Here is a 977-nt window from a genome sequence, read left to right as displayed (position 1 = left end):
TCCGCCGCCGGCGCGCTGGCCGGGTCGGGCTGCGCCTGGCAACCAAGGGTGGAAACCAGCGCCAGGGCGCAGGCGAGCAGACTGATCGACTTCATCGCAATCCGGAAGATGTGAAGGAAGCCCGATTCTAGGCCCAGTCCTCCCTGCCAAAACCATTCAAAAACATCAACTTATGAAAGTTGTCCGGGTTTGGCCTGCCATGTCTTGGCAGTGGCTCCAGCAGTGTCTGGACCTGCCCGGCATTGGCCTCGCCCCGCCTGTCGGCCGGCGCGAAATGTCCGCCGCTCAAGTGCACATTTTCATGCGCCGCTCGGCGTCCCACAGCGCACGCCGCGCCTGGTCGTAGGCGTTGTCGGCGGCGCTGGGCAAGCTGTGTTCGGCTTCCACCGGATCGGCGCCGTGGCTGTAGCGGTACTCCACCCGCTGCAACGTCTCCAGCTGGGACAGCGCCGGGGCCAGCCAGTGGCTGCGCTGCGCCGTGCTGCAACGCGGATAGCGCTGCTCCAGATCACCCAGCGCCGCACGGATACGGCGGCTGGCCTCCCCTTTCAGATCGGGGGCTTTCTCGTAGCGGATCGGCGCAGCCTTCCAGGCATCGCCGGTGGCCTCGCTGCCCAGGTCCGAGGGGCGTTCGTGCCGCGCCGGGTTGAAGGCGATATCCGGCGGCCGCCGCGCCTCAGCCGCCTGGATGTCTTCACCATAGATAAGGCTCTCCGAGCGTTTCTGCCGTGTTCCGGCACGCCTGCCCGAAAACAGGTTGGCCGTTGCACGCTCGCCTACGCCCGTGGCCAGTTCATCGCGATGCTCGAAGACACGCTCGGCATCGCTCTGCTGTTTTGCCTCACCCACGGTATCCGGTGCGAGCACCGCCTGGCCGTCGCTTCCATATAGCGGCGGCGAACGCGGCGCGCTCGCCGGGACCGGTGCTGCGGCAGGAACAGGGGCGGGTACGGTGTCGACCGCGGCGGTGGCACGCG

1 protein-coding gene is annotated in these 977 nt (G+C 67.5%); it reads right to left on the bottom strand.

Going from position 1 to position 977, the window contains the following annotated elements; genetic code table 11:
* Positions 1–285 precede the first annotated feature (285 nt).
* Positions 286–977, bottom strand: a 692-nt coding sequence (locus tag JCM9942_RS16795) for a hypothetical protein (protein WP_054660974.1), incomplete at its 5' end; no start/stop codon positions are given.

Origin of the sequence: Stenotrophomonas pictorum JCM 9942, from assembly GCF_001310775.1 — a bacterium.
Lineage (GTDB): Bacteria > Pseudomonadota > Gammaproteobacteria > Xanthomonadales > Xanthomonadaceae > Stenotrophomonas > Stenotrophomonas pictorum.
This window is presented reverse-complemented; position numbering and strand designations above follow the sequence as displayed.